Source organism: Verrucomicrobiota bacterium (genome assembly GCA_021413925.1).
Classification (GTDB): domain Bacteria; phylum Verrucomicrobiota; class Verrucomicrobiia; order Chthoniobacterales; family UBA6821; genus UBA6821.
In genome coordinates, this window is sequence record JAIOPL010000026.1 from 14081 (window position 1) to 40103 (window position 26023).

Consider the following 26023-nt stretch of genomic DNA (forward strand, 5'->3'; position numbering starts at 1 on the left):
GAATGGTACGGATTAGGGATGCTGGAATCCACCGAAACAATCACGGTAGCAGGAAAAGAAATCTCTGTTTTCCTGCCTGCTTCCTACAGCCAAACGCCTGGCCGGAAATTTCCCATTCTGCTGATGCTGACCCCGGGGTTGAAGGCCCAGGAAGCGATTGCCGAACTTCATGTGGAAGGGGTGTTGCCGGAGATGATCGTGGCTGAGATGCCTGCGTCGGAAACCCTGGGCGACACTCTCCCGATCATCAATACTCTCTCTGATTGCTTCCGATTGCTCGACTCTCCCACGGCACGTTGGATCGGAGGAACGGGTCATGCCGCGGTGACTGCTTTCCGAACCCTGCTTGGTCATCCAGAAATTTTCAGTGCCGCGTGCTGTCTCTCGACCTCGTTCGAGGGCGTGGAGGGTGCTCCTCCGCCCCACTCTCCGATGCTGCTCCATCTGGAGGAAAGGAAGTCCCTCCCCGCCGGCCGCCGAATCTATTTCGACTATGGCACAATCGGTCTGGATGAGTGCTATGAGCCTTACCATCGGGATCTCGGAGCCATCCTGCGCGGCAGGGGCTGGAAGGACGGGGTGGACTTCCAAATCCATCGTCATCCAGGCGGATCCCAGGAGATCACTTCCTGGCAGCGGAGAATCGGACCCGCGCTCCGCTGGCTTGCGCGGCGATGACATCAGGCCGGAATGCTTCGGCTAAATTCCGAGCGGATCATCACACGCTCCATAGCGACAAAGAAGGCAGCAAAGAGGAGATCGCTCACGAGGCTATTGCGGAAGAAGACCCAGGTGGGAGGATAGCCGGGTAGACCGATGGTCAGCGACTGGATCCAGCCCGCGAAGTTCCGGGGATAGGCAACAAGCCCGAGCCAGCTCCCCGTATTGGTGATCAGATAAAAAAGGACGGAAGCAACCAAGGTTCCTCCTAGGATCGCCAGAAGACCACCGCGGCGTTCACGGATCATCCAGCCAAGCCCGACGGCGATCAGGTAGCCCGGCAAGGTCCAGAGAAGCTGGGAGGAGACCACGGGCACTCCATAGTGGACATTGAGCAGGGCATCTGAAACCAAAAGGGCCACAATAGGCACCACTAATCCCAGCCAACCCGGGATGAAAACCGCTCCGCAAAGGGCCGCAGCCATGAGGGGCGCAAAATTCGGTAAGCTCTCAGGAGCCAAATCAACCCGGATCAGCCGGAAGAAGATCCCTGTAAGCAGAAGGATCAACGTGAGAAGCATCGAAAATGGAGCAGTGTGAGGAATTTTCATTTACTGAGGCGTGATAAGAGAGGGGTCTAGCCTGCCAATATTGGCACCAGGCATCCGGGAATCAAGCGTTCCGGCCATCATCGGAAGATATCCCGCCGATCCGTCGGCATACCCCACCATCGCCTGCCCCCCCACGCGGAAGTGGACGGTTCTTTCGGTGGTGTTGAAATAGTAGAATTCCTCCACCATGGGCTTTCTTGCCGAGGCGGGTGCTTGGAAAGTGTTCACCTGGGCACAGGTGGCGAAAACAGGGGTCTTCCCGGAGCGCACGAGTGCCAATTGGTTCTTTCTCTGAAGAAGAAGATTGTAGCCGTAGGCAAAATGAGTGGAGCCGTATTTCGGCTTGTAAGTGTTCCCTGCGCGCGCAAACGAAGGGTCTTTGGACATTCCCCCGGAGGCAGCAATGTAAGGGCCAAGCGGGCCTTGATTGAGATCGAGCCAACGCTTCCCTTCCGGCGCACTCATGCTAGCCGTTGACTCAAAACCGAACCACCACTGGGTGCCGCCGTTAGTGCTGACCCTGTAAGGCCAGAAGGTCATGTTGTTCTCTGCCAAGTAGGACTGAGCGGCGGCATTGAGCTGAGAGATGCAATGAGCGCTCGTTGCCCCTGTCGAGGAGGCAAAAACGCTTTGCGCTGCAGGGATCAACAGGGCGGCAAGGAAAAGGATGACGGTTAATCCAACCAGCAGTTCCGTCAGCGTAAAAGCGCGATGGCGCGTGGCATTCAATTCTGCTCTTTGGTTGAAGACTTCCGTCGAAATGCCCACACAAAAAACAATCCAGCAACAATGACCAGAAAAGTAGTCGAAGGCTCGGGCACCAGAGAAACGGACGGCACCGAATCCAACGTTGTTAAGCCCCCGTCGATGTAAGAACTAATCGTCCACCCATCCCAGGAGCCGGGTGCTATTAGGCGGGCATCTAATCCTGTCTGTGCATAACTCCAAATGCCAGCTTTAAGAGGAGTAAACCCATCCTCTGCAACCCCTGCAACATAGTAGGACCAGTAAATTCCGGAATCATTGTCTGCACTGAATGGCGTGCCCTGAACCGTACTCCCATGAAAACTGAAGGAATCGAGTAAGTATGTTCTCCTACCCCCAAAATAGGTAGTACCGACACCGACACTTAATCCCGACAAAGCATCACTTGTGATGGAGCGCAATAAATCCAAGCCCGTGAGTGGGTTGTTGCTATCATAGGAGTAGTGGTATGCAAATTTCAGAGGAGATGACGAAAGCCCCGAGTCATCAATCACCAGAAAGGAAACATCGGGTCCATTACCCAGATCCAACAGCAAAGGCTCCCGCCCAGTCAGAACCGCTGCCTTTAGAGAGCTGATGGAAACGAGGAAAGCAAGGGCTGAAGAACAAAGAAAGCGCTTTGAAATTCTTTTAATCAACACATCTGTATTTGATGGTATGTTTTAGCCCAAGTCAACACCTTTTCATCTTTTTTAGAAGAAACCCCCTATCTCCCCTGATCCAGAACCCGATTCGGCTTCCGGATCACTTCGATCGGTTTTAGGACCTCGGCCCTTACGGGAATGATCCCGTCACTGATCATATCGAGTTTTCTAGCTGCCACGACACTGAGGTCGAGGATGCGCCCCTTGGCATAGGGGCCGCGGTTATTGATCCGGACGATGACACTCTTCCTATTTCTGAGGTTGGTAACACGAACCATTGTGTTGAACGGCAGATGCTTATGAGCGGCCGTGCAATCTCCGGAATGGTAGTGCTCCCCATTGGCTGTCAGCCTTCCGATCCATCGTCCCCCGTAATAGGAGGCCTTGCCGGTCTCGATGGAACGAGGCACAGGGTCGTACAGAGCCACTACGCGAGAGGAAGATGAAACCAAGGAAGAACAACCCGTCGCGAGTAACAATACCGGGAGTAATAAAAGCCGGGCCGGCGCAGGTGGGAAGCGCATCGGGGTATGAAGCACTGCCATGGAAAGGCGTGCAAGCACGGATGCGCATGATACTATGCATCCATTCCAATCGCCAAAGCATGAGCAATCATTCCAAAAAAGGGCACCCTTCCAGTGCGCAGTCTCGCAAAGAGTCGAAGAAGGTGACCGAAAACCTGGCCGAAGCGATTTCCTTCATCACCAGATTTGCTTCCGCCCCGAGCAATATCGGTGCGGTCTTCCCGAGTTCCCGCGACCTCGCAGAGGCGATGTTGCACGGAATCGAGTTTGAACCAGGAGATATCGTGGTCGAGTATGGCCCCGGAACAGGTGCCTTCACGGAACTGCTCCTGGAACGTCTACCCGAGGGGGCCGAATATCTGGGCATCGAGCTTGACACACATTTCCATGGTCATTTGACCCGACGTTTTCCAGGCCGCCATTTCCATCATGGCTCTGCAGCGGAAGTAGAGGCTCTTCTTGAGGGAAAAGGTCTAGGGAAAGCGCGGTTGATTCTCTCCGGGTTGCCTTTCGCCAGTATGCCCCACTCGGTTCAAGAAATGATCCTGACGGCGACGCGAGAGGCGCTTCATGATGATGGAATCTTCAGGACTTTCACGTATCCGATCTGCTGGTACACGACGGGAAGTCAGCGTTTCCGTAAAGTTGCCCTCGATCATTTCGATAGTCATCACAAAAGCAGAACCGTTCATCGAAACCTTCCTCCCGCGAAGGTACTCAGCTACTCGAAGCCGGTCAGAAAAAAATAAGCCACTTGAAAAGTGGCTGCCTCGCATGGATTCGAACCATGACAAGCAGATCCAGAAACTGCTGTGCTACCGTTACACCACAAGGCAGTGGTAAAAACTGAGTTGGAGAGAGTGCCTGACCGGGAGCAGGGTTTCAAGCCTTTGCTTCACGGCGACCATCTAAGAGGCTCGGAAAGCTGAAGGATTCCGAGACCGATCCGAACTTCGTATAGACATGGCGGGCCGCCACGGTCCTGTCACGGGTAATCCCGCTCGCTCTTGTCAGGCCACGTTCCTGAAGCGCCGCAAGGGATGCATGCAGAAGACGGGAGCCGATACCCCTGTTTCGGTACTCCGTGGTCACCATGGGACCGCTGACAAGCTGATGCACCGCTTCGGGATCAGGATCCAGAAGTGAGGCGGCGATGAGCCTGTTCCCTTTCTGAATGACGAGGCAGAGAGGTTCAGTCTCGTTGAAAAGCCTACCGACCATGGAGGTCAAATAATGCTCCGCCATGGCATAGGAATCGTTCCAAGAGGAATCCATCGACAGTGAAAGAAGAACTGTCTGCAGGACATCCTCCCCCTCCTCCCGTCTTGCCAAGCGGATCAAATCACTATTCTGAGAAGAGGGCTCAATGGATAAAACGGATTCCAGTGACCAAGAGAAGCATCTCCAGAAGGAGTCATGACGCCGAATCATCGGACCCCCTGCAACAGCCGCATCAGCTGAAAAAACCATGGGGAGGCTGGGAAGAGAGGAAGTCGCGGACATACGGAAAGCCATCGGAGAGGGCGAGAGCGAACGGCAAAAATCTCCTCAGGTCAACGGATTTATCGCAATCGCAGAGTTTCCTCCGATTCATTTTCCAAATCATGTTTGATGATAAAGGCAAAAGATGAAAAGTTTGTTGCTTCCAGTCCTCCACCTGACCGAACCATCCTGTTGAACTTCCAAACCACGCCTCCCTTGTCCGAGTCCCATCGTCCCAAACATGAATGCGGCGTCTTCGCCGTCTTCGGTCATAAGGACGCCCCACTGCTAACCTACTACGGACTCTTTGCCCTTCAACATCGCGGTCAGGAAAGCGCTGGCATCGCCTCGAGTAACGGCGACGGAAAAGTATTCTGCCTCCATAAAGGAATGGGCCTTGTCTCCCAGGTCTTCGATCCGGAGAACCTTGAATCGCTCAAGGGCACGCGGGCCATCGGCCATGTCCGTTATTCTACAACCGGATCGAGCACTCTCCTGAACTCTCAGCCCCTGGGTGTCGACACGGCGCGGGGGCAGATCGCTGTGGCCCATAACGGAAACCTCGTCAATGCGGCGGCTCTCCGGGATGAGCTTGAAAACCGCGGCTCCATTTTCCAGACGACGGTCGATAGCGAGATCGTCCTCCATCTCCTTGCCCAGCCGGATCACACGATGGGAGGACCGATTGGGTCACTGCGTCGTCTCGAAGGGGCATTTTCCATTGTCGTCATGGGGGAGAATGAGATTATTGGCGTCCGGGATCCCAACGGCCTGCGCCCCCTTTCGCTCGGAAAGCTCGGTGATGCCTGGGTGCTCTCCTCGGAGACCTGTGCCTTCGACCTGATCGGCGCCACATTCATCCGCGATCTCGAACCGGGAGAGGTTGTGGTTATCAATGATCAGGGTCTGCGCTCGGAGTTTCCCTTCGTTCCGGCCCGGGAAGCCTTCTGCATCTTCGAGTATGTCTATTTCGCCCGCCCTGACAGCCGCCTGCGCGGAGTGACTGTGAGCAAGGCCCGTGTGAACATGGGTAGGGAACTGGCACGCCTCCACCCCGTCGAGGCCGATGTCGTCATTCCGGTACCGGATTCGGGAATTTATGCGGCGCTCGGTTTCGCCGAGGAGCTTGGAATTCCCTACGACCCTGCCTTCGTCCGCAATCACTACATCGGCCGCACCTTCATCCAACCAAACCAACTCATCAGGGATTTCAACGTCCGCGTGAAACTCAACCTCATCGGCGATGCGGTGAAGGGGAAGCGTGTCGTCGTCGTCGATGATTCGGTCGTCCGCGGCACCACGGCTAAGGCCCGCGTGGTAAATCTCCGTGAGGCTGGAGCCAAGGAGGTTCACCTCCGCATTAGTTGCCCCCCTCACCGACACGCCTGCTACTACGGCATCGACTTCCCCGATCCTGAGAAGCTCATCGCCAACCAGCACACCCATCAGGAGATCTGCGATTATCTGGGCGCAGACAGTATCGGCTACCTGGACGTCGACGGCATGGTCCGGGCAACCGGCCTAGAGAAAAACTCTTTCTGCATGGCCTGCTTCACCGGGGAATACCCCGTGCCCTTCGACGCGGCCTTCGACAAGCTGATCATGGAACGACGCAAGGATAGCGCCCAACTTCTTGCTGACCAAAGCGCCCAGCCCACACTCATCACCGCCCGATCCTGATTTGCAGAACCACTCAACACCCTTGTCATGACCACCAAGAAAAAAGCCTCCAAAGCTCCCAAAGCCCAAGAAACCTCCAAGAAGAAGCCCGCCGGAACTGCCGCAAAAACGAAATCCTCGAAACCCGCCAAGAGTTCCTATGCGCGCGCGGGAGTTGATGTGGCGCTCGGCAACCGGCTCAAGTCCGGCATCGGGGACCTCGTTCGCCCCACGCACGGGGCCGAGGTACTGGGAGGCATCGGCGGCTTCGGCGGCCTCTTCCGTCCCGATTTCAAGAAACGCGGGATCAAGGATCCCGTCCTGGTCGCAAGCGTCGATGGTGTCGGCACGAAACTCAAAATCGCCTTTGCCACGGACAAGCACGACACGATCGGGGCCGATCTTGTGAACCACTGCGTCAACGACATCGCCGTGACGGGCGCCCGTCCCCTTTTCTTCCTCGATTACATTGCGGCCGCCAAGCTCGACCCCCGTGTGCTCAAAGAAATTATCACTGGCCTCTCCCGTGCCTGCAAGGAAGCGGGCTGCGCCCTAATCGGTGGGGAGACAGCACAGATGCCCGGGCTTTACAGCGAGGGGGAATATGATCTGGCAGGCTCCATCACCGGTATTGTTGACCGGAAGGACCTGCTCGACGGGAGTCGGGTGAAGGTGGGAGATGCCCTCATCGGACTCTCCTCCAACGGCCTTCACACCAACGGATACTCGCTGGCCCGGAAGGTTCTCTTGGATCTTCTCGGGCTCAAACTCAGCGACCGCCCAGCCGGACTTGGTACGACCGTCGGCGCCGAGCTTCTCAAGGTTCACCGCAGCTACCTGCCGGCCTTCGAGAAGATTCACAAGATGAAGGGCAAACCGCTCCATGCCGCGGCACACATCACCGGCGGCGGACTGATCGACAACCTCCCTCGCATCCTTCCCAAGGGGTGCGACGCGGTGATCGATCCCCATTCCTGGAAAGTGCCGGCGATTTTCGGAATCATCGGGCGTGGTGGAAACGTCGATCCGCTCGAGATGTATCAAGTCTTCAACATGGGTATTGGCATGGTGCTTGTGGTTCCCGGCAAAGAGGGCTCCTCCATTGCGAAGAAACTCGGGGGAAAAATCATCGGCCAGGTCACCAAGGGAAGCGGTATCGTCCGCTTCGTCCCCGAACCCGGGAAATAAGAAGTCCCGGTATGAACGAGGAATCCCAAAACCAGCCAAGTCGTCGGAAGGCTCTAGGCGTGGGATTGGGAGCAGGCCTCCTCGGCGCCGTCGCACTGGCAGTGCGATACGGCTGGCGCAATACCCTGCGCAGTATCATACCGGATGCCATCTCGCCGGCGGTCTTCGCAACCCGCGTGGCCGACACCTCGGCCGGTGAGATCGTCTACCATACCGCCGATAGCCAGTTTCCAGGACAGCCTCTCCTCTTTCTCCACGGCGTCTTCCCCGGCGCCTCTTCCTTCGAGTGGTCGAAGATCTACCCCCGCTTTGCCGAGAAGTGGAGGGTGCTCGTGCCCGATATGATCGGGTTCGGAGAATCGCAGCGCCCCTCACCTTCGCCGACGGCGGAGGAGCAGGTCCGCTCGATCGCAGAATTTCTGGATGCCACCGTCCCAGGTCAGGCGTCCGTGATTATCGCCTCGGGATTAAGCGCGAACATCGCCCTGCTTTTTGCAGCGCGTCATCCGGAGAAAACCGTGAAACTTGTTCTCTGGATGCCGGATGTGGCACTGGGGAAGGCCAATCCCTCGCGGGGATGGCACCGTCTCAGCTGGTTCCCTAGAATGGCGCGTCTTGTCTACCGCTACCAACTCTCCACCGATTCCTTCCTGAGGGCCTGGTTGCTACGCTCGGGATTCGTCGCGGAGGGTCCCGGATTCGAGGAGTCGGTCAGCGTCATCACCTCGACCGCCCAACAGTACGGCGCGGAACATGCCTTCCTGGCCCAATCGTCAAAAGCCTATTGGCGCAGCATGCGCACGGGACTTCGCAACCTAGCCTCGCCTGTATCCGTACTCCTGGCCAACAGGTCGGACAAGGATTCCTCCGCGGCAATTAATGACCTGCGCCCACTTGTGACGCGGTTTTCCATCGTCGAGGTGACCGCTCTCGGCGCCCTGGCCCCGCTTTCCGAACCCGAGAGCGTGGCGGTCGCACTTGAGAGGGAACTGGAAACACCGACTCAGTCAGAAACCGCGGGCGGCAACATAAATTGATTGCACCATCGGGAGGCGAAACCTCACCATTCCTAATTAAGTGAACGTTTCCGATCTCAGAGAAATCCTTCAGTATGTACCCCGCTTCCGGGAGAGAATTTTCGTGATTGCGGTCGACGGGGCCGTGGTGGCTTCGGACAACTTCCCGAACATCCTTCTCGACCTTGCCGTGCTACGCTCTCTCAGCGTTCGGGTGGTCCTTGTCCACGGGGCAAGCCACCAGATCGAGGAGCTTGCAAGAAAGCGCGGCATCGCCGTTACCAACAGTGATGGCACCGGCATCACCAACGACTCCACCCTGGAGATTGCCATCGACGCGGCCATCAGGCTGACCAATGGGATCATGGAGGGACTTTCGGCTGTCGACCTGCGGGCTGCCTATGCCAACGCGATTATCGCTCATCCGGCCGGCATTCTCGGGGGGACAGATCAGCTCTTTACCGGACGAGTGGAGAGGATCGACAAGCACGCCCTCGAGCTTCTCCTCAAGGAAGGGATCATTCCCGTCATCCCTCCCCTCGGCTTTGATGGTGAGGGGCGGACCTACCGGGTGAATTCCGACGGCATTGCGCTGGAAGTGGCAGAAGCACTCCATGCCGCCAAGATCATCTTTCTTGGAGAGGACGAAGTGGTGGGAGGAACCAATCCCTTACCAAGACAGCTTTCCATCGACGAGTCGGAGGAGCTGATCAAGAAACTAAAGACTGCTAATGGCCCCTCGGGACTCATTTCCAAAATCGAATGCGCCGCGCGCGCCTGCCGTGGCGGCGTCCCGAGGACACACTTGCTCGACGGCAGGATCAACGAGGCCTTGCTGACCGAGATCTTCAGTCACGAGGGCTCTGGAACGATGATCTACTCCAATGAGTACCAGCAGATCAGACGCATCTTCAAAAAAGATGTCCGGGCCGTCATGTCGCTCATCCGGCAGTCGGTTGAGGACGAAGAGATCTCTCGTAGGACTCGGGCCGATATCCTCTCGATGATCGAGGATTACTGGATTCTGGAAATCGACCGGACACCGATCGCCTGCGTGGCCCTCCATGTGGACAAGGAGAACTCCCTTGCGGAAATGGCCTGTCTTTATGTCAGCAAGGCTCATGAAAACAAGGGGTTCGGGAAGAAATTAATGGCCTTTGTAGAAAACCTAGCCAAAGAAAAGGGAGTCAAGCGGATCTATGCCCTCTCGACCCGTGCGATGAATTATCTTCAGCAGAAGGGTGGCTACACCGAGACCGATCCCGTCATCCTGCCCGAGGAACGACGCCTCCGGTATGAGGGAAGCGGCCGTAACTCCAAGATCCTGGTAAAGCAGCTTCGCCCGAAAGGCGCCTGATTCCCGGGGACCTCGGCCTGGTGATCCCTTCCCATCTTACAGCTTTTGCATCGGCCAATGCTTCCTGCAGCATGGCTCGCCTGCCCGCCTCATTCCTTATCGACGCGGTCGTTATCCTGATCTACTTCGGAGCGATCATCGGTATCGGTCTTCGGGCGGGTCGAGGAAATACCAGCCTCAAGGAGTTCGCGCTCGGGGGCCGCTCAATTCCTTGGTGGGCGGTACTGGCCTCAATCGTGGCCGCTGAAACCAGTGCCGCAACCTTTCTTGGTACCCCGGCAGAGGGATATAAGACGCATGCCTTTTTCTATGGTCAACTGGCGATCGGCACGGTTATCGCGCGCGTGGTGATCGCCTTCACCTTCATCGGTCCCTATTACAAGTATGGAGTCGAGAGCATCTACGAGTTCCTGATGGTTCGCTTCGGCCCATGGACAAAGAATATGGCTAGCGGCATCTTCCTCTTCACGCGCGTGCTGGGGATCGGGGTTCGTCTGTATCTCGGCGGCGTAATCCTGGTCGTGCTTCAGCGCCACCTCTTCCCAGACATCCCGGTGACACTCGCAACCTACTTCTGGGGAATCCTGTTCGTGACGTTGGTCACCACGGCCTACACGATGGTGGGGGGTATCAAGGCCGTGATCTGGACCGACCTGATCCAGGCCACCCTGATGATCGGTTCCGTGGGATTCGTCCTTTGGTTCCTTCTTCACCAACTAGGAGGGGTAGGTGCGACAGGACATCTGCTCGGCGGTTGGGATAATCTTCGCTGGATCCAGGTAGGCTGGGATAGTTCCCTCCCCTTCGGTAAGGCGCTGGCCGTAATGCTAGAAGAGCCCTACACGATTTTTGCCGCGGTGATCGGCTCCACTTTTTTGACGATGGCCACGCACGGCACTGACCAGGATATGGTCCAGCGCCTTCTGACCGCACCTGATCCCCAACGCTCCCGCCTTTCGCTGATCGTAAGTGGTCTGGCAGACATTCCTATTGCCCTGGCCTTCTTGGGAGTCGGCATCCTGCTGGCGCTCTACTATGCCGGACCAGGAGGTGGAGCTCCGCATATCCCTGACAATGAGATTTTTGCGGATTTCATTGTGGGAAATCTACCGACCGGACTCCGGGGACTCATCATTGCGGGGGTCTTTGCCACCATGATGGGGTCCACCTCGGCTGCGCTCAACGCACTCGCCACAAGTTTCACCGCCGATTTCTATCTCCCATACTTCAATCCCGGAGCCGACGATCGGACAGCGGTACGCGCCGCCCGGATCGCCACTCTTTTCTTTGGATTGCTGATGGTCCTGATCGGAACCATGGCAGCCTACTCGGTGCTCCATGATCCACGCCTTACCATCATACCGATCGCGATTGGCATTCTCGGTTATACCTACGGAGCCCTCCTAGGGATCTTCCTGCTCGGAATGCTCTCCAAGAAACGGGGAAATGATCGGATGAATATCCTAGCCATGGCCGGGGGCATCCTAGCCGTGTTTTTTATGGGCAAGGTTCATCTCCCAGGCATCATCGATTTTGGACGCTGGATGCCAGCATGGTGGCCGGAGATCGCCTGGCCATGGTACGTCCTGATCGGCTGTACCGCGACCCTTGCGTTAGCCATTCCCTTTCGCCAACCACGAGAAAATGGAACCAAGCAGTTGACCTCAAGCCCGGGTCAAGGTTTTTCAGGTAGCTAGAAAAAATAAAAAGGGCCCATGGCAGGATTTCTGCTTGAGGGGGGGGAAGGGTGGCTTGCTAATCTGCTCCTCCCCCAAAATCTTTTCCCCTTACTTTGAACGCCCCTTTAACCAACAACTCGGAGGAATCTCTTCTTCCGACAATGCCTCCCCTCACCAAGCTCTGGAAGAGCCTTTCCGATGTGATCCGCAGTCGTGTGAGCGCAGACAGCTTCGACCGTTGGTTCAGCAATGTCTCGGTGATTGCCGCATCGGCAAATTCCGTGACTCTCGAAGTTCCTAATCCGATCCATCAGTTTTTCATCGAGAGCAACTACTCGAGCCTTCTCTCCTCCGCCCTAGAGGAAGTGCATGGCGGACCACGGGAGCTCCTGCTGGAATGCACTCAGGAATCCAGCCAGGCAACTGTGGAAACGGTGGAAAAGGAACTGCCTCAGGCTCCTGACAGATCCTCCGCAGCGATTTCTCAGCGCTCTCCTTCCGCAACCCCGGCAGCAGCAGGAATGAATCCCTCCTACACCTTCGAGAGCTTCATTGTCGGAGCAAATAATCAGTTTGCCCACGCCGCTTCGCAGGCCGTCGCCAACTCACCGGCCAGGACCTATAATCCTCTCTTTATCTATGGTGGAAGCGGCCTGGGAAAAACCCACCTACTCCAGTCGATCGGTCACCACATCCTCTCTGTTAAGAAGAATGCCCGTGTCGTTTACCTTCGAAGCGAGCAGTTCACCAACGAGTTCATCGATGCGATCCAGAACAATGCACTCGTGGCGTTCCGCAAGCGCTACCGTCAGGCCGATATCCTGATGATCGATGATATTCAGTTCTTTGCCGGAAAAGAGCGCTCCCAGGAGGAGTTTTTCCACACGTTCGGAGCCCTCCATGACGGGCATAAGCAAATTATTCTCTCCAGCGACAGGCCCGCCAGCGAGATCTCAAACCTGGAACAGCGTCTTGTCTCCCGTTTCGAGTGGGGCATGACGGCGGAGATCCAACCACCTGACATGGAGACCCGTATTGCGATTCTTCAGGGAAAGGCTTCGCGGATGCATATCGAGATCGAGCAATGGGTCCTCGAATTCCTAGCCGACAAGATCCGCAGCGACATCCGCCGTCTCGAGGGTGCGCTTATGCGCGTCGCCGCTTATAAGTCACTGAGCGGTCAATCGCTCACCACCGATGCCTTGGAACACCTCCTGCGCGATGTCCTTCAGGAGCAGGCTCGCAAGGCGGTCACCATCGATCAAATTCAGAAGAAGGTGGCGGAGCACTTCGATATTCGTCTGGCCGATATGACCAGCAAGAAGCGAACCGCCAGCATTGCCTACCCGCGCCAAGTCGCCATGTATCTGGCTAGGGAGATGACCCCCTCTACGTTGGTGGAGATCGGTGGCGCTTTCGGAGGAAAGGATCACGGCACCGTTATCCATGCCTGCAAGCTTGTGAAGGCCCAGATGGAGAAAGACTCCAAGACCCGACATCTTGTGCGTCTTCTGGACCAACAGCTCCAGCGGTAGTGGTTTTAGGGTATTATTCGGGCTTTTCTTCAGAGAATCGCTTTGACAGGTGACCCCTTCGGAAACTATGCATTGGTTTTGCCATTAGTGGCCCCTCACCCATCACTTTATCCATGAAACTAACGGTCACCAAGCAAGCCCTTCTCGATGGCCTCCAGCGCATCCAGAACATCGTCTCCAACAAGGTTACTCTGCCTGTTCTCTCCAATGTGCTGCTCGAAACGACCGAGACCGGCCTTCGCCTCACGGCCACGGATCTCGACGTGAGCGTTCGTACGGAAACTCCTGCCTCCATCGAGAAGGCCGGAGCCACCACACTGCCTGCCAAGCGCCTCCTCTCTATCATTCGTGAACTTCCCGCCGAAGAGATCGAACTGGAAACCGATTCCAAGAACATCACTTCAATCCGCAGCGGCGCCAGCTTCTTCAAGGTATTCGGTCTCTCCAAGGAGGAATATCCTGCTTTTCCATCGCTGGAGGAATCCCGAGGCTTTTCGATGAAACAGGGCGATCTCAAGGAAGGCCTCAAAAAGACCTCCTATGCCATCTCGCTCGACGAAACCCGCTATGTCCTCAACGGCATCCTCTTCTCCTTCCGCGACGGACGTCTGACGCTGGTTGCCACCGATGGCCGTCGCCTTGCACTCTGCGATGCGGAACTCGGTGAAATCAAGTACCCAGCCGGCCACGAGCGCGACTTTATCGTGCCAACCAAGGCGATCGGGGAACTTCAGCGCCTGCTCGTCGACGACAAGGAGGTTCGTTTGCACATCGGGGACAACCTCGTGGCCTTCGATCTCGGCACCACAGTCTTGGCCACCAAACTCGTGGATGGAACCTATCCGAATTACCGTCAGGTCATTCCCGGTGAGGCCAAGGAGCGCGTCTCCCTTGAGCGTGAAACCCTTCTCCAGTCGGTACGTCGTGTCGCCCTCCTCAGCAGCGACAAGAGCGGTTCCGTCCGGCTCAACTTCACCAAGAACAACCTCGACATCACCTCCAACACCCCCGAAGTCGGAGAGGCCAAAGAGTCTCTTGCTGTCGCCTACAAGGGACGCGATCTCTCGATCGCCTTCAATCCCGAGTTTGTCATCGACCCGCTCCGCAATCTCTCCGACGACACGATCGCTCTCGAGTTGATCGACGAGATGAGCCCAGGCGTCATCAAGATCAACTCGGCTCAACGTTTCCTCTACGTCATCATGCCGATGCGCGTCTCCGTCTGAGGTGACTGTGAAGCTCGTTCTCACCGACACCGCAGCGCGTGTGGGAGTCCTAATTCCGCGCTTCACACTCTGTATCCTCCTGCTGGCGATCGCCGGTTGCGAGACTCCGATCGTCTATCAATCATCTCAGGATCGGGCGACCATCACAGCGGCGATCGCCAAGGAAACCCCTGGAAATTACTTCATCGGAAGACGCTTCTACAAGGTCGACTACAAAATGTGGGGATGGGTCAGAAAGCCTGGTGAACCCTGGAAGCAGTCACAGCTCGTCATGTTCAACGAGCAGAAGAAGCTCGCGCCCGACCGGGAGCATAACGCCATCGGCTCCGACAACAACCATGAGTACCGGCTAAACGGCTATTTCTCGGGCGAGAAGGTCTATGAACCCGCCAGCGACAGCTTCTATCCTGAGTTCGTGCTGACGAGTTCCACTCTCATCTCGACCAACGCACCACTCATCTTTCCAGACCAGCGCTCGATTGATCCAGCGATGCGTCTAATCGGGCCTCCGCAGTATTAACCCGAGAGGAAGTCTTCTCAGGAAGACTGCTTCATCCTTTCAAGGATGCCCGTCGTGGAACGTCCGGGCACCAGTTGTAGCAGATGGATCTCTGCACCTGTCTCTTCCAGCGCGGCGCGCTCGCCGGAATCAAGCGTCTCGAGGGTGTAGTCCCCTCCCTTGGCATAGATGGCGGGCCGTAAGGAGCGGATCACCTCGGTCACCCGCTTGCCGGAGAAAATCGTCACGTGGTCGACACAGCGAAGAGCCGCCAGCACCTCGGCACGATCCAGTTCCCCATTGAGTGGACGGTCGAGTCCTTTGAGTTCACGCACCGAGGCATCGCTGTTCACGGCCACGATCAACGCGTCACCACAACCGCGAGCCTGCTCGAGGTAACGGACATGGCCTGTGTGCAAGAGATCGAAACATCCGTTGGTGAGCACAAGTTTCTTACCCTGAGCGGCATACTCCGCACCAAGGGCCGCCAGTTTATCGGAAGAAATAAGTCGATCCATCAGACTATGGGAGACTTAGCCTAAGACTGAGGAAAGAAGATTCTCAACTTTTCATTATCCGAAGCCTAAAAATTCCCTGAAGGGGAAATTCAGGTCAGTTGGCAGGAGAGAAAGAGCCGTTTGGCATCATCCGGAAGAGCTGCTTACCCCTCGGGTAAACGGGGGCGTAGCTACCATCGGGCTGCTGAATATAGCTTGTTTTGGCAGGAATGAAGCTATCGCCCGAGCGGACATAGAGCTGCTGATTGGTCTGCTGAGGTGCTCCACCACCAGACCCGCTGGATTTAGGAATAAAGGCATTAATCGCCTGCGAGCCAATGCTGCCCGCTCCGGCGGAGATGGCTCCGGCGGCCACCGGATTCACCCCAGGCATGAGCGCGCCAGTTCCCGCACCGATTGCCGCGGCAGACAAGCCCTGAACCACGGCAGCTCCAGTCGGAGTCATGACCTGACGGGTTTGTCCATTGGGACCGACTTCGGTTGTGCAGCCACTGACAAAGAATGCGGTGATGATAGCAGCAGGGAGGAGTGGGAAGGTTTTCATGTGACTTAATTATCAAACAGCGCTTTCAAAATGCAATCGGGTTTATGGCTTAGACCCTCTGAGATTTTCACTCCACCGGGTGAATCGAGGGAGTCGTCTCCCTAGCCCAAGGTAGCTTTGAGTCAGGCCAGCGCTTCGCCTCCAGATCACTCCAGTAGAGATGCGAAATTCCAAGAGAGCGGGCTTTTTCAGACCAGCCAAGCTCTCCCATCATGATGCTGTTCAGTGAGGCCAAACGACTTTTGTAATCCAACCCATGGCTCCAGAGATGGCCTTCATAGCCACAGACAACAGGATGTCCGAGCATCAGCACCGGGTGATTGTATTCAGGGGCGCAGGCGATAACCGCATCGGGAACAACCCTCCGCAAGATCCATGCAGTCTGATCCAACGTGCTTCGCTTGATGAGTTCGTAGCTCTGGCGCCCATCCAAACCCGCGAGCAGAGTTGCAGCACCAGATCCGAATAAAAAGACTAGCACAGGAAGCCGTACCCAGAAAGGGCTAGAGCGCAGCAATGCACTCCAGAGATAGGGAATTATCACAAGCCATGACCAGAGCATCAGCTTCATGTTGTCCCAGGGCCACGGGGCGAACCGGATGAGAATGCAGAGTAGGAAGACAAAGGCTGCGGGCCAGACAAAGGCTCTTGCCTCCTCATTCCCTCCTCTCTTCACAAGCACGAGAGAGAGGAAAATACAGAGAGGCAGGCTGATGCCGAAGTTCCAAAACCAGAATCCGACCGTTCCGTCTCCCATCCATCCCGGGGCCCACCCAAGTGAGTGAAGCGCCGAAGGACCTCCGGCCCCGCTGGTGACCAGCCATCCAAAGAAGGCCATCACGGGCCAGGCGAGAAAAGCTAGACGAATGATCCGGGGGCGCGAGGCAGGAGAGAAAAGGGCAAGTCCCGTCATGGCCAGGCCCAGAAACAGGCCGGCATGGATGCTGAAGAGTGGGATCGCACCAAGAAGAAGAGCTTGGACAGATAGAGGCAGGATTATATTTCCGGGCTTTGCGAATGTCTCCTCCCTCCATGCAGCCAGAAGGATCAGTCCCGCTGGAAGGGCAAAAAGAAATCCCCGTTGAGTGACAAAGAGGGTGAGGAAGAGGTTCTTCCATTCACTCACAGCATCGGGATCGGCAACCCGCAGAAGCACTATTGCGGCAAAGCCACCGTTGAAGAGGAGGGCGGCCAGCGCCACAGCGCCCCCCCAGCGCCAGAGGGCGTAGCCCGTCAGCGCAGCGCCTCCGATTCCGCACCAGAGAAGCCCCTGCTCCACAGGCATCCCGCCGTGGAAAAGGAGCGCGTTGAAGAGATCGCTTCCCGGTGGATAGCGGAGGGGGTCACCCGCGAGGATCGGGCTTGCTGGCCACCAATGGGGGGAAACAGCAAGCCACCGGATCACGGAAAGATGAAGGGAGAGATCCCCGAGATTGTTCGGGGAGAGAATTTTCCACGCATCGCCGTCCGGATAGATCAGCCAGAAAAAAGCGCGGGCAGAGGCGCAGGCAAAGATGGCAACCATAAGCCAATCCCAGAGTGTCACGGGTCGTTGCGCCGGGGATAAGGGCGTGATCGCGAAAGCCGTGCCAGCCACCACGAGTCCCAGCAGGAGCGCTGCCCACGAATTCCACGGATGAAGTCCGGCACCGATCCATGCCAGCGGCAGAGCCGTAACGACGGAGGCGGCCACTCCCGAAAGAATCGCAACGGGAAGCTTCATGACTTTACTCCCTTCTTATCCTGTGTAGAGCCTTGCTCGGGCACGACTCTCTCGACACTCCCATGGGCCTTCTCTGCAAACCATGGCGCAAACAGGGCCTCTCGAAACCAGATGGTGCATTCCTCCATAGAGTCACGCAGTTGAAAACTCCGCCGCAGATACGGCTCCCGAAGCTTCTTTTCGACCTCACCCTTCTGAGCGCTCATCGCAATGATGAAATCACTCGTTAGTTCAGTCGCGGTGTGGTCTTTTCCGTAGTAGCCGATGCGCGTGAACTCCCCGAAAATCCACGGAAGCGGATAGTAGCTCTCGATCAGGACATCTCCCGACATGGCATGATTGCGGGGGTCGCGTGCAGCCATCCCGAGCACAGGCTCAGTCACCACGGCCATGCCGGGCTGGGTCTGGACATAGACATACGGCTCCTTGGGGTCGGTGCAGTGACGGAAATTCAACCTCAGGGTGACTAGGAGCGATGCCGCGAGAAGCACCGCCGTTAGTAAAGCCACCACCAGGCGAAATCGGGTTTTCTGCCATAGTTCCTCAACAACACATCCGAAGAGCAGGAGAAGAGGCCCGAGGATTGAAATAATACACCAAGGCGTCTTGTAGGGGACGATCGAGTAGGCGATCAGAACCCCCAGACCATAGATCGCCAGATAACGCTGCTGGGCCGGGGCAGGCCAGGCCAACCGGACTGCATAGAGCAAGCCCATAAGGGTCGGCCACTCGTAACGAGCCATCAAGGCAAGCCAGTACCAATTCAGGAAAGCGAATTGACCAATCTGACAGTCCGTCTTCACATGGCCACCGGCACTGGTTCCAGTCTGGAACCACTTGATATAGGCCTTGAAGAAATCGATGGCACCATGCCAGTTCATGAACGTGCCCGAATAGAAAAAAACCAATACCAGAACCGAAGCTGCGTAACACGTGAGCAGATCTCGGCTACTCCATCCCTGCTTGGCAAGGGGCATTGCCGGACGCGAAGGAACAATCCTCTGCCAAAGCGCCAGACATCCTGCCGCGAGCACAAAACAAACTAGATGGATCACCGCCGTCTCCTTGAGCAGCAGTAACAACGTTACCCCCGAAGACGTGATTGCAAGATCACGCCTGCGACCATCCTTCCAAAGCCCAAGAAGCCCAAAGACCGTAATCATCAGGGAAGCAACGAACAACGACTCATGGATCGCATAGCGCCCATAGAAAACGGCTGCGGGTGAGACTGCTAAAGCCAGCGCTCCTAGGCGCGCGGCAGTTGATCCGAAGAAGCGGTCGAAGCGAAGCGCCATCCAGACCGAGGCAATGCTTGCGAGTAAAGCGGGTAGACGGAGCGCCCAAAGATTCCTGCCCAAAAGCGAAAGGAAAACAAACAGCACGTAGAAGTAGAGGGGACCGTGATAATTCTCCGGATCGTAGCGGTAGAATCCAGACACCTTCATCTGATCGACAAACCACCCGTTGATCCCCTCGTCAAAATGAGCCGGCTTCAGATCAAGTGCCCAGAGCCTCAGGAGCGTTGCCAGAAGAATGATGAGCGCCTCGAGAAGAACTCCACTGCCAACAAGAGCAAGGAGTGTCTTGACGCTGGAGTCACTTCGGCGAATCTGCATTCAGACCAAGTAAACGTACCCTGAGGAATGAATCAAGATCGCCCAGCCCTCTCCATTGTCATTCCTGCAAGGAACGAGGAGAAACGTCTCCCCAGGACACTGGAAATGATCCGGGATTGGACTCTTAAATCGGGGCGACGGACGGAGGTGATCCCGGTAGTCCAGGGCAATGACCGCACCGCCGAAATCGTCGAGGCGGCCGCAGCGAACGATCCGGACTTGCTTCCGATCATCCAGCATTCCGGCCAGGGTAAAGGTATGGCCGTCCGTCTCGGTATCACGGCGGCACGGGGATCGATCATTCTCTTTACCGATGCCGACTTGAGCGTTCCCGTGGAGTGCCTCGAGGAGCTTGTCTCCATGATGGAGCGGCAGCCACAACTCGACGGGATCCTCGGCAGCCGACGCCTTCCCGGAAGCAACATCGTGATCCGACAGCCCCCGATGAGACGCCTCTCCGGATGGGCCTTCAACAGGGCCCTGAAGCTCGGCGGCCTAACCGGCTACGCAGACACCCAGTGCGGATGCAAACTCTTCCGGCACGACGCGGCCAAGGCGATCTTCGCCCGATCCGAACTCGATGGATTCGCCTTCGATGTGGAGATCCTCAAACTCGCGGAAGTGCTCGGCTGCCGAATGAAGGAAGCGCCCGTCACATGGGCGGATGCCGGCGGATCACGCGTCTGGCTTCCTCGCGACGGATTCCGAGCCCTACGGGATGCCTGGTCGCTCAGGAAGCGGTTTTCCTAGCGTTCGAGATACCTGTCGCGCCCCTTCACGAGGCCTCGATCTTGCGGTCGGCGACGGAGCGCTTGAGCATCCAGAATCCGCAGTCGGGACGGTGTGCCAGTTCCAGCACGAGATGATCGGAGTGCAGGCCGTTAAGGAATTTCAGGAGGGCGCTCCATTCCCCCTTCTGGATGGTCTGCCCACGGTAGTTGCCGAAGCAGAAGTGGACGGACTTCTCCACGCGCACGGCGTCGAGGATGCGGTTGATGGCTGCCTGGGCGAAGGGGGCTCCCTCGGGGCTTCCGGGAATGTTAGCTTCGTCGACCTAGATGCAGGCCGCTAGAAGGTCCCCAACTTGGGCGGCCAGAACATCGGCGATGGCCATCGTCAGTTCCTCATAATTCCCGTAGTGGGTGTCCAGAAGCGTGCGGGCCAGCATGTAGGGGCTGGTGAGTGTGAACTTGAAGGAACCTCCGTCGATGGAGGCGGAACGGGCGGAGTCCTCCTGTAGGTCAAGCACTTCCTCAGAAATGGGGCCGCGGACGACTCCGGCCGGCTTGCGGAGGAAGCTCATCTCCTGCTTGGCACGAAAGGCCTTCGCATCCGTGAGTCCCACGGCCGTGGAGATGCCACCCATACGCGAGATGAAATATTCGATCATCCCGTTGGTGTCTGTATGATTCACGTCGAAGCGGTAGAGTTCACCGTCGGTGGCAGATCGATCCCCGCCCGGCGCTGCGTGCTTATGACGACTTCGGTGGCATCAAGGACGGCCTGCTCGCTTGGGAGGACGGCGAGCCAGTCGATCGGGGAATAGGAGCTGACGGTGGTGGTGAGGATCTAGGGGGAGGTGGGGATGGTGGTGTTCATGAATTGGGTTGATTTGATTGATCGGGAGTTTTCCGGGTGAGTCTATGAGAGTAGGGATGCATCCGCAGTGTCGATCAGCCAGCGGCGGAATGTTTTCTGGAAGGTGTTAGCAAGGGTGTCGCCGGGGGTCACCAGAATGCCCCATCCGCCCTTGGCCGGAGTGACTGGGACTTCGTATGGAATCTGGTTCTCGCACATTTCGCGGTCCTCGTTGAGCACCGCCGTGGCGAATTCCATCTGCGATTCGGGAGAGGGGCCGCGGAAGCCGGGTGAGATGGCTAGGGCCCAAAAGACATTACATTCCTCGGGACCGACCGGGCTGGGAATGTGCACCAGCACGCGCTCATCACCATCCTCGAAGCTCTGCCGGATCGTCGTGAAATTGGGTAGATGGCAACGCTGGCGCCTGCGATGGGCCTGCTGGAGTTTACCCGGTTGGTCATGGGGGCTCTCCAGCGCGGGAAAGGGAGCGTCCATGAGAAAACCATCCCGGTATTCCTCGATATGCATGGGAGGGACAACCGGCTTGGCCGCCACCCCGAGGGTCGTCTTGTGGGCAAAGGCGAAGTGGGTCATGTCGAGGTAGTTTTCGATCTCGCAACGGAAACCGGCCGCAAAGCGCATCGGCGGGGCCACGACGAAGGTCCAATTGGGATCCTCGAACTCGGGCACCTCGGGCAGGGGCACCGACTCATGCTCGTCGAGGCGCACCCAGATCATCCCGTAGCGTTCCTTCACGGCGAAGTTCCGGAGGTGCGAGAGTTCGAGTTTGTTCTTGGGGGGATTGACGAGCGAGGGGATGTTCTGGCATTCCCCGGAGCTGTTGAAGCGCCAGCCGTGGTAACCGCACTGAAGAACCCCGTTGCAAATCGAGCTTTTGCTAAGGTCAAACCCCTTGTGGGGACAGGCGTTCGGCGCGGCCAGCAGGGAACCGTCCGGGAAACGGGCCACCACCAGACGCTCTCCCAGCAGCGTCACCCCCGAGACCTTGCCCGGCGGCAGATCCGAGGCATTGATCACGGGTTGCCAGGTCGATCGGAGCAACTTGAATGGGAGATCCTCGGTCAGGACTGAAGGACAGGTCGGCAATTCGGGCGTGACGGATGATTTCATTGGTTCTGAGGTAGCGCTTCTGCTTCATCTGATGGTGATCCCGCTTTGTCTCCACACCAGAAAAGAAGATTTGCAGATCGGGCATATTTGTGGATCTTCGGTCATGCGAACCACCCGTGCGTCAAAGGGTTCTTGCGTCACCGGCCCGTTGAATCCGCAATTTTCGGAGCCCGGACTGGCCCTCATCGAAAGCCATCACGGCGAGGGTTTTTTTATGGAGTGGAGGCGAGACGATTTCTACAAGCTGGTTCTGGTGCTGGAAGGCGAGGGCTCCTTTCAGACAAGGGATGTCGGGGCGGAAATCACTTTAATCGCCGCCCCAATGCTTCTCTCCGTTCCACGAGGGACCGAGCACCGCTTTGTCGACGCCACGGGCAGCCCCATGACGCTTTATCTGCTCTGTCTCAGGCCCTTGGTTTTTCCAGGATCGGGACTTCTGGATCACTCCCTGGGTCGCATCCGTTTTCTGGATGAAAGCATGCTGGTTGAGAGATCGCTCGCCATGCTTCGGCAGATCCTGTTTGAAAAACGCAATCCCGGCCCCTGCTCCGAGGAACTCTCGCTGGCCCTCGCCATGCAGCTCCTGGTCGCCCTCACGCGCTCTCACGGAGACTCGTCGACGGAGACCGGGGCGGAGGCGCGTGTCCTGGCATACGGCTGCGAACTCGAACACTCTTTCTGGGTCGGGGAGAGCATGGACCATGTTGCCGCGAGGTTGGGGATCAGCAGGAGGAACTTCTCATCGCGATTCCACCGGCTCTTCGGCACCACCTGGCTTGACCGGATCCATGAGCTTCGACTCGCCCACGCCTCACGCCTTCTCATCGAGACATCCCTGCCCGTCAAGTCGATCGCCTTCGAGTGCGGCTACAACGATCTCTCTCATTTTCACCGCCGCTTCCTGGCCGCCATGGGAACCACCCCGGGAACATGGCGTGAGTCCCGGCGCAGCGGTTCACCAGAGATACCTAGTGTGAAGAACTGATCAGGAAGTCCTCGGCGGCGGCGATCCCGGAGAGCCATGCGCCCTCCACCCGTCCGCCATTGAGCCCGTCACCGATGAGATAGAGTGGGCTTGCGGTCTCAGCCTTGAGGAATCCGCCGGGGGCATTGGGCCCCTCCGGATGGGCGTAACGCCAGCGATGGACCCAAAACTCAACGGGCGCACTCATCCATGCCCCTGCGATCATCGCCGCCTCGTCGAGCAACTCCCTGCCGGCCATGGTGAGTTCCTCCTTGGATGCATCAAGCCACCTGCGACTGAAACCAGCCGATCCGTGCAGGACGGCGATCCCCGCAGTGGAGATGGTCTTTGCCCGCCGGGAGGAATCCCAGGCCATCCATGAGAGCCTGAATTCGGGATCCCTCACCTGGATACCGCGCCAGGGAGGAGGCTCGGTCCCCTCGGGATAACGCGCAATGACCGCGACGCAGGGTTCGCAGGAGATCCGTTCGACGAGCGCCCGCTGCTCGGCGGAGAGATATTCCCCCGCCAGCTTGAGCGCCTGAGGGGGCGGTGCAGAGAGGAACAGGGCACGGGCCGCGACGGGTGCCGCCGGATGTTCCGGCATGGCCGCCAGCGCCCAGTGGTCATCCTCCCGAACGACAGAGTCGACCTGGAATTCCCGGATCACCTCGATTCCCACAGCAAGATGCTTGCCAAGGCGACTCATCCCCTCGCGGCAGGCATAGCGGGTCTCGTTCCATTGAGGGTCGGGGGAGTGAAGCCTTCCTTGCTTCCATGTCCAGAAACCCTCCGACCACGGGAAGCAAATTCCCTCCTGCTCCCACCGCTCGACCTGTCGTTGAAACCGGATGTCCCGGGCGGTGAAGAACTGAGCGCCGTGATCCACCGGCACCTGCACCCCGGGGGCGATTTCTACGCGCCGTGTGGCGGTACGCCCGCCGACGCCCCTGCTTTTTTCAAGCATGACAACCTGGAGACCCGCCTTGCGGAGTCGCCCGGCGGCTGCAAGCCCGCTGATACCGGCTCCGATCACCGCCACATCGTGAATGGGTGAATTCATCGTGATCCGGCGGCGTCCAGCACCTCCGAGGCCGTCTTGAAGTGCATTTTCGCGACTTTCGGCAACATGGACGGGCCGTATTGGGCGATGATCTCCGCGGCGGCGGACTTCACTTTAGCCGAGACACCTTTAGCCAGAGTGATCTCAAGATCCTTGCCATGCTTGTCTAGCCAGTCGATGAAACCCTCGCGGGCCAGGATCGATGCAGCTGCAACGGCGTAGTCGCTCTCGGCCTTCGTGCGCTGATCGAGCTGAATTTTACTGCCTTTTTCAAGCAGCGCTTTCTCTAGCACCCGCGCATCGGCGAATTTATCGGAAAGCGCACGGCGGCACTCCGGAACCCGGGTGCAAAGATTCTCGATAATGCGGGCATGGCCCCAGGCGAGGAGACGGTTCAGGTTCCCGATCTTTATGTAGAGCTGGTTGTACTTTTCAGGGCCGATCACAATAATTTCCGAGGGTGCTCCCGAATTCCGAATCACCTGGGCAAGTTCCCGGATCTTCTTGTCCGTTCCGATCCCCTTGCTGTCACGGATGCCCGCATCGCGCAGATGCCGCGCTAAATCACCGTCAACATAGACCCCCGCAATCACCAGAGGCCCAAAGAGATCCCCTTTGCCGCTCTCATCGATGCCAAAGTGGGGGGCGAATTGCTCAGGCTCATGCACCTCCTCATAGCCCAGACGGGCCTCTCCGAGAATCTCAGGCTCCATGACGAAGGTAATGAAATCCTCCAGCCCGCGCCCCTGCAAGAGAGCCTTCGGCCCCTTCTCATAGACTGCGATGTTGAGCTTCTCCTTGGTGGCCGCGTAGAGGGTGTACGGCTTCTCGACGAACGTGAATCCTCGCTCGCGAAGAAGAGTCTGCAACTTTGCCGCCTGCTCTTGTGTCAGCGGATAGGTCTGGGAGTGAAGAGGGGGCATGAAAAATGGAAAAAGGTAGGCGGAGCGGCTTGATGTTTTTCTCACCGTGCCCTACGAGCCTACTGTGGACAAGCAGAAGAGACCCGCAGCCAGAGTGAAATCATCGCACTTAACAAAGCGTTTAGGCAATGCGCGTGAAGAGCTTCTGAAATGGCATAAACTCCACGGCAGGCATGAACTCCCGTGGCGAAAGGAGCACAATCCCTACGCCGTCCTTGTCTCGGAGTTCATGCTTCAGCAGACCACTGTCACTACGGTGATGCCGCGGTTCCATGCCTGGATGGGCCGCTTCCCAACCATCAGCGACTTGGCTAAGGCGGAGGAGCAGGAGGTCCTCGCGGCTTGGGAAGGCCTCGGATACTACTCCAGGGCACGAAGGCTTCATGCGGCGGCGCGAACTGTGATGGAGCGCCATGGAGGAGATATCCCGGTCGAGGAATCAGACCTGCTATCACTGCCGGGAATAGGAGCCTATACGGCGGCGGCGATCCGTGCCTTTGCCCATGATCAACGCGCCGTGGTACTAGACACGAACATCATCCGGGTCCTGGCTCGGTGGGGAAACATGCTCGATCCCATCGATAAGGCTCTTGGGAAAAACAACCTTGCCGCAATCGCCGCCGGTTTTTTCCCTTCAACCGAATGCCGTGCTATGGCATCTGCCTTGATGGACCTTGGAGCAACGATCTGCAAGTCGGGTGAGCCCGACTGTACATCCTGCCCTCTCGAGAAAACATGCGTAGCGAGTAATCCGAAAAAACTCCCTAACAAATCCCCCCGCTCCGTAACAACCAAACTTGTCGAACACCGCGCCTGGTTCTGGAAAGCGAATCGGCTCTATCTTGAGCAGTCGCAAGGGCCTCGCTGGCGGGGTCTCTGGATTCTTCCAGAACTGGGAAACGCTCAATCGAGCGGACGCATACTCTCGGAGATCACCTATCCCGTCACACGCTATAGAATCAAGATGAAGGTTCACCGGGTGATTGGAAAGATCCCAGCCCTACTGAAAGGCTTCACTTTGGATGAACTGGTGGCGCTGCCGATGCCTTCGCCCTTCCGCAAAGTCATCGCGAAGCTCGCCTCAAACTCTTGGTAGAATAGCTGCATCTTTTGGA

Annotated in this window: 25 protein-coding genes, 1 tRNA gene and 1 pseudogene; 13 read left to right on the forward strand and 14 right to left on the reverse strand. The window is 57.4% G+C overall.

The genetic code is table 11. The annotated features are described in order from the left end of the window. Window positions 1-18 precede the first annotated feature (18 nt). Window positions 19-678 (forward strand): hypothetical protein, encoded by a 660-nt coding sequence (locus K8R57_09885; protein MCE9588609.1) that lies wholly within the window; start codon window positions 19-21, stop codon window positions 676-678. 2 nt (window positions 679-680) lie between these two features. Here the strand turns inward: K8R57_09885 and K8R57_09890 are convergent, their stop codons facing one another. From K8R57_09890 to K8R57_09905, 4 genes are all read right to left on the reverse strand, one after another. After that, window positions 681-1271 carry a hypothetical protein gene (locus tag K8R57_09890; GenBank protein ID MCE9588610.1) on the reverse strand — a complete coding sequence of 197 codons (591 nt, stop codon included), beginning with the start codon at window positions 1269-1271 and terminating at the stop codon, window positions 681-683. Next, entirely contained in the window at window positions 1272-2000 is a 729-nt protein-coding gene (locus K8R57_09895) for a type II secretion system GspH family protein (protein MCE9588611.1), read from the reverse strand. It lies immediately after the preceding gene. Then, window positions 1997-2674, reverse strand: a complete 678-nt coding sequence (locus K8R57_09900) for a PEP-CTERM sorting domain-containing protein (GenBank protein ID MCE9588612.1) — start codon at window positions 2672-2674, stop codon at window positions 1997-1999. Before K8R57_09900 ends, K8R57_09895 begins: the two co-directional genes overlap by 4 nt. A 68-nt stretch (window positions 2675-2742) precedes the next feature. After that, window positions 2743-3204, reverse strand: coding sequence for a septal ring lytic transglycosylase RlpA family protein (locus K8R57_09905; GenBank protein MCE9588613.1), 462 nt, complete (start codon window positions 3202-3204; stop codon window positions 2743-2745). Window positions 3205-3284: 80 nt separating this feature from the next. Between K8R57_09905 and K8R57_09910 the strand changes: the two genes are divergently transcribed. Then, window positions 3285-3953, forward strand: coding sequence for an SAM-dependent methyltransferase (locus tag K8R57_09910; protein MCE9588614.1), 669 nt, complete (start codon window positions 3285-3287; stop codon window positions 3951-3953). A gap of 13 nt (window positions 3954-3966) precedes the next feature. Here the strand turns inward: K8R57_09910 and K8R57_09915 are convergent. Both K8R57_09915 and K8R57_09920 read right to left on the reverse strand, forming a co-directional pair. Then, a tRNA-Gln gene (locus K8R57_09915) sits at window positions 3967-4040 on the reverse strand. A 46-nt stretch (window positions 4041-4086) separates the two neighbouring features. Then, window positions 4087-4536 carry a GNAT family N-acetyltransferase gene (locus tag K8R57_09920; GenBank protein ID MCE9588615.1) on the reverse strand — a complete coding sequence of 150 codons (450 nt, stop codon included), beginning with the start codon at window positions 4534-4536 and terminating at the stop codon, window positions 4087-4089. A 279-nt stretch (window positions 4537-4815) separates the two neighbouring features. On the opposite strand from K8R57_09920, the gene purF reads away from it, so the two are divergent. From purF to K8R57_09960, 8 genes are all read left to right on the forward strand, one after another. Continuing rightward, window positions 4816-6366 (forward strand): amidophosphoribosyltransferase, encoded by a 1551-nt coding sequence (gene purF, locus K8R57_09925; GenBank protein ID MCE9588616.1) that lies wholly within the window; start codon window positions 4816-4818, stop codon window positions 6364-6366. Between the two features lie 27 nt (window positions 6367-6393). Continuing rightward, on the forward strand, window positions 6394-7533 hold the full coding sequence (gene purM / locus K8R57_09930; GenBank protein ID MCE9588617.1) for a phosphoribosylformylglycinamidine cyclo-ligase: 1140 nt from the start codon (window positions 6394-6396) through the stop codon (window positions 7531-7533). An 11-nt stretch (window positions 7534-7544) separates the two neighbouring features. Further along, window positions 7545-8570, forward strand: a complete 1026-nt coding sequence (locus K8R57_09935) for an alpha/beta hydrolase (GenBank protein MCE9588618.1) — start codon at window positions 7545-7547, stop codon at window positions 8568-8570. Window positions 8571-8610: 40 nt separating this feature from the next. Then, window positions 8611-9906, forward strand: coding sequence for an amino-acid N-acetyltransferase (gene argA / locus K8R57_09940; protein MCE9588619.1), 1296 nt, complete (start codon window positions 8611-8613; stop codon window positions 9904-9906). A 71-nt stretch (window positions 9907-9977) separates the two neighbouring features. Beyond that, window positions 9978-11603 (forward strand): sodium:solute symporter, encoded by a 1626-nt coding sequence (locus K8R57_09945; GenBank protein MCE9588620.1) that lies wholly within the window; start codon window positions 9978-9980, stop codon window positions 11601-11603. Between the two features lie 143 nt (window positions 11604-11746). After that, the gene (gene dnaA, locus K8R57_09950; GenBank protein MCE9588621.1) at window positions 11747-13120 is read left to right on the forward strand and encodes a chromosomal replication initiator protein DnaA; all 1374 of its coding nucleotides are present in this window, start codon (window positions 11747-11749) and stop codon (window positions 13118-13120) included. A 113-nt stretch (window positions 13121-13233) separates the two neighbouring features. Further along, window positions 13234-14346 (forward strand): DNA polymerase III subunit beta, encoded by a 1113-nt coding sequence (gene dnaN, locus K8R57_09955; protein MCE9588622.1) that lies wholly within the window; start codon window positions 13234-13236, stop codon window positions 14344-14346. A gap of 7 nt (window positions 14347-14353) precedes the next feature. Beyond that, complete coding sequence (locus tag K8R57_09960) at window positions 14354-14866, forward strand: hypothetical protein (protein MCE9588623.1); 513 nt, start codon at window positions 14354-14356, stop codon at window positions 14864-14866. Between the two features lie 17 nt (window positions 14867-14883). Here K8R57_09960 and K8R57_09965 read toward each other — a convergent pair whose 3' ends face one another. From K8R57_09965 to K8R57_09980, 4 genes are all read right to left on the reverse strand, one after another. Further along, window positions 14884-15363: an adenylyltransferase/cytidyltransferase family protein gene (locus K8R57_09965; GenBank protein ID MCE9588624.1), complete on the reverse strand. Its 480-nt coding sequence runs from the start codon at window positions 15361-15363 to the stop codon at window positions 14884-14886. A gap of 94 nt (window positions 15364-15457) precedes the next feature. Next, window positions 15458-15907 (reverse strand): hypothetical protein, encoded by a 450-nt coding sequence (locus K8R57_09970; protein MCE9588625.1) that lies wholly within the window; start codon window positions 15905-15907, stop codon window positions 15458-15460. Between the two features lie 67 nt (window positions 15908-15974). Beyond that, window positions 15975-17630: a hypothetical protein gene (locus tag K8R57_09975; protein ID MCE9588626.1), complete on the reverse strand. Its 1656-nt coding sequence runs from the start codon at window positions 17628-17630 to the stop codon at window positions 15975-15977. Continuing rightward, the gene (locus K8R57_09980; GenBank protein MCE9588627.1) at window positions 17627-19246 is read right to left on the reverse strand and encodes a TIGR03663 family protein; all 1620 of its coding nucleotides are present in this window, start codon (window positions 19244-19246) and stop codon (window positions 17627-17629) included. Before K8R57_09980 ends, K8R57_09975 begins: the two co-directional genes overlap by 4 nt. A 27-nt stretch (window positions 19247-19273) precedes the next feature. Between K8R57_09980 and K8R57_09985 the strand changes: the two genes are divergently transcribed. Continuing rightward, window positions 19274-19996 carry a glycosyltransferase gene (locus K8R57_09985; protein ID MCE9588628.1) on the forward strand — a complete coding sequence of 241 codons (723 nt, stop codon included), beginning with the start codon at window positions 19274-19276 and terminating at the stop codon, window positions 19994-19996. A gap of 25 nt (window positions 19997-20021) precedes the next feature. On the opposite strand, the pseudogene K8R57_09990 reads toward K8R57_09985, so the two are convergent. Next, window positions 20022-20815, reverse strand: a pseudogene (locus K8R57_09990) (methionine synthase). A 72-nt stretch (window positions 20816-20887) separates the two neighbouring features. Further along, entirely contained in the window at window positions 20888-21958 is a 1071-nt protein-coding gene (locus K8R57_09995; protein MCE9588629.1) for an aromatic ring-hydroxylating dioxygenase subunit alpha, read from the reverse strand. A gap of 103 nt (window positions 21959-22061) precedes the next feature. On the opposite strand from K8R57_09995, the gene K8R57_10000 reads away from it, so the two are divergent. After that, window positions 22062-22943 (forward strand): AraC family transcriptional regulator, encoded by an 882-nt coding sequence (locus K8R57_10000; GenBank protein ID MCE9588630.1) that lies wholly within the window; start codon window positions 22062-22064, stop codon window positions 22941-22943. Here K8R57_10000 and K8R57_10005 read toward each other — a convergent pair. Together K8R57_10005 and rnhC are read right to left on the reverse strand one after the other, a co-directional pair. Further along, entirely contained in the window at window positions 22927-23985 is a 1059-nt protein-coding gene (locus tag K8R57_10005) for an FAD-dependent oxidoreductase (GenBank protein MCE9588631.1), read from the reverse strand. The two genes, K8R57_10000 and K8R57_10005, sit on opposite strands and share 17 nt — an antisense overlap. Next, the gene (gene rnhC / locus K8R57_10010) at window positions 23982-24908 is read right to left on the reverse strand and encodes a ribonuclease HIII (protein ID MCE9588632.1); all 927 of its coding nucleotides are present in this window, start codon (window positions 24906-24908) and stop codon (window positions 23982-23984) included. Before rnhC ends, K8R57_10005 begins: the two co-directional genes overlap by 4 nt. A 94-nt stretch (window positions 24909-25002) precedes the next feature. Between rnhC and K8R57_10015 the strand changes: the two genes are divergently transcribed. Beyond that, a complete protein-coding gene (locus K8R57_10015) occupies window positions 25003-26004 on the forward strand; it encodes an A/G-specific adenine glycosylase (protein ID MCE9588633.1) in 1002 nt (333 codons plus the stop codon). Window positions 26005-26023: the final 19 nt, after the last annotated feature.

Excerpts from the sequence above, each read along its gene's own strand:
- K8R57_09885 (MCE9588609.1), top strand. The coding sequence starts at position 19 with ATGCTGGAATCCACCGAAACAATCACGGTAGCAGGAAAAGAAATCTCT.
- K8R57_09890 (MCE9588610.1), bottom strand. The coding sequence starts at position 1,271 with ATGAAAATTCCTCACACTGCTCCATTTTCGATGCTTCTCACGTTGATC.
- K8R57_09905 (MCE9588613.1), bottom strand. The coding sequence starts at position 3,204 with ATGCGCTTCCCACCTGCGCCGGCCCGGCTTTTATTACTCCCGGTATTG.
- K8R57_09910 (MCE9588614.1), top strand. The coding sequence starts at position 3,285 with ATGAGCAATCATTCCAAAAAAGGGCACCCTTCCAGTGCGCAGTCTCGC.
- purF (MCE9588616.1), top strand. The coding sequence starts at position 4,816 with ATGATAAAGGCAAAAGATGAAAAGTTTGTTGCTTCCAGTCCTCCACCT.
- purM (MCE9588617.1), top strand. The coding sequence starts at position 6,394 with ATGACCACCAAGAAAAAAGCCTCCAAAGCTCCCAAAGCCCAAGAAACC.
- K8R57_09935 (MCE9588618.1), top strand. The coding sequence starts at position 7,545 with ATGAACGAGGAATCCCAAAACCAGCCAAGTCGTCGGAAGGCTCTAGGC.
- K8R57_09945 (MCE9588620.1), top strand. The coding sequence starts at position 9,978 with ATGGCTCGCCTGCCCGCCTCATTCCTTATCGACGCGGTCGTTATCCTG.
- dnaA (MCE9588621.1), top strand. The coding sequence starts at position 11,747 with ATGCCTCCCCTCACCAAGCTCTGGAAGAGCCTTTCCGATGTGATCCGC.
- dnaN (MCE9588622.1), top strand. The coding sequence starts at position 13,234 with ATGAAACTAACGGTCACCAAGCAAGCCCTTCTCGATGGCCTCCAGCGC.
- K8R57_09965 (MCE9588624.1), bottom strand. The coding sequence starts at position 15,363 with ATGGATCGACTTATTTCTTCCGATAAACTGGCGGCCCTTGGTGCGGAG.
- K8R57_09970 (MCE9588625.1), bottom strand. The coding sequence starts at position 15,907 with ATGAAAACCTTCCCACTCCTCCCTGCTGCTATCATCACCGCATTCTTT.
- K8R57_09975 (MCE9588626.1), bottom strand. The coding sequence starts at position 17,630 with ATGAAGCTTCCCGTTGCGATTCTTTCGGGAGTGGCCGCCTCCGTCGTT.
- K8R57_09980 (MCE9588627.1), bottom strand. The coding sequence starts at position 19,246 with ATGCAGATTCGCCGAAGTGACTCCAGCGTCAAGACACTCCTTGCTCTT.
- K8R57_09985 (MCE9588628.1), top strand. The coding sequence starts at position 19,274 with ATGAATCAAGATCGCCCAGCCCTCTCCATTGTCATTCCTGCAAGGAAC.
- K8R57_09995 (MCE9588629.1), bottom strand. The coding sequence starts at position 21,958 with ATGAAATCATCCGTCACGCCCGAATTGCCGACCTGTCCTTCAGTCCTG.
- K8R57_10000 (MCE9588630.1), top strand. The coding sequence starts at position 22,062 with ATGCGAACCACCCGTGCGTCAAAGGGTTCTTGCGTCACCGGCCCGTTG.
- K8R57_10005 (MCE9588631.1), bottom strand. The coding sequence starts at position 23,985 with ATGAATTCACCCATTCACGATGTGGCGGTGATCGGAGCCGGTATCAGC.
- rnhC (MCE9588632.1), bottom strand. The coding sequence starts at position 24,908 with ATGCCCCCTCTTCACTCCCAGACCTATCCGCTGACACAAGAGCAGGCG.